At 46.4% G+C, this 1,037-nt stretch carries 1 protein-coding gene; it reads left to right on the top strand.

Annotation, left to right across the window (positions count from 1 at the left end; translation table 11 throughout):
- Positions 1–1,037 (top strand): IS1380-like element IS612 family transposase (locus CIK88_RS10135; RefSeq protein WP_144269605.1); only part of this gene is annotated, 1,037 nt, incomplete at both ends.

Here is a 1,037-nt window from a genome sequence, read left to right as displayed (position 1 = left end):
TTCTGTGGCGGCTCATGCGTGGAAGATGTAACGTCACAACTGATGCGCCATCTCTCGTATCATCCTACCCTTCGTACATGCAGCTCTGATACCATCCTCAGAGCCATCAAGGAACTGACACAGGAAAACATCTCCTATACTTCCGACCAAGGCAAGACCTATGATTTCAATACTGCAGACAAACTCAACACATTGCTTATAAACGCTTTGGTTTCTACAGGCGAGTTGAAGGAAATTGAGGAATACGATGTTGACTTTGACCATCAGTTCCTTGAAACGGAGAAGTATGATGCAAAACCGACCTACAAAAAGTTCCTCGGCTACAGGCCTGGCGTATATGTTATCGGTGACAAGATAGTCTATATCGAGAACAGCGATGGTAACACGAATGTGCGTTTTCATCAGGCAGACACCCATAAGAGATTCTTCGCTCTTCTGGAATCCCAGAACATCCGTGTAAATCGCTTCAGGGCAGACTGCGGTTCCTGCTCGAAGGAAATCGTCAGTGAGATAGAGAAGCATTGCAAACATTTCTACATCCGTGCCAACCGATGCAGTTCGCTCTACAATGACATCTTTGCTCTGAGAGGATGGAAGACGGAGGAGATTAACGGCATCCAGTTCGAACTCAATTCCATTCTCGTTGAGAAATGGGAAGGCAAGTGCTATCGTCTTGTCATCCAGAGACAAAGACGCAACAGTGGCGACCTTGACCTGTGGGAAGGCGAATACACTTACCGTTGTATTCTGACCAACGATTACAAGTCATCGACAAGGGACATTGTTGAATTCTACAATCTGCGTGGCGGCAAGGAACGTATCTTTGACGACATGAACAACGGATTCGGTTGGAGCAGGCTCCCCAAGTCATTCATGGCGGAGAATACTGTCTTTCTTCTGCTTACTGCATTGATACACAATTTCTACAAGACCATCATGAGCAGGCTTGACACCAAGGCTTTTGGGCTCAAGAAAACGAGTCGCATAAAGGCTTTTGTCTTCAGATTCATCTCCGTACCTGCCAAGTGGATCATGAC

Origin of the sequence: Prevotella sp. P5-50, assembly GCF_002251295.1 — a bacterium.
Classification (GTDB): domain Bacteria; phylum Bacteroidota; class Bacteroidia; order Bacteroidales; family Bacteroidaceae; genus Prevotella.
This window is presented reverse-complemented; position numbering and strand designations above follow the sequence as displayed.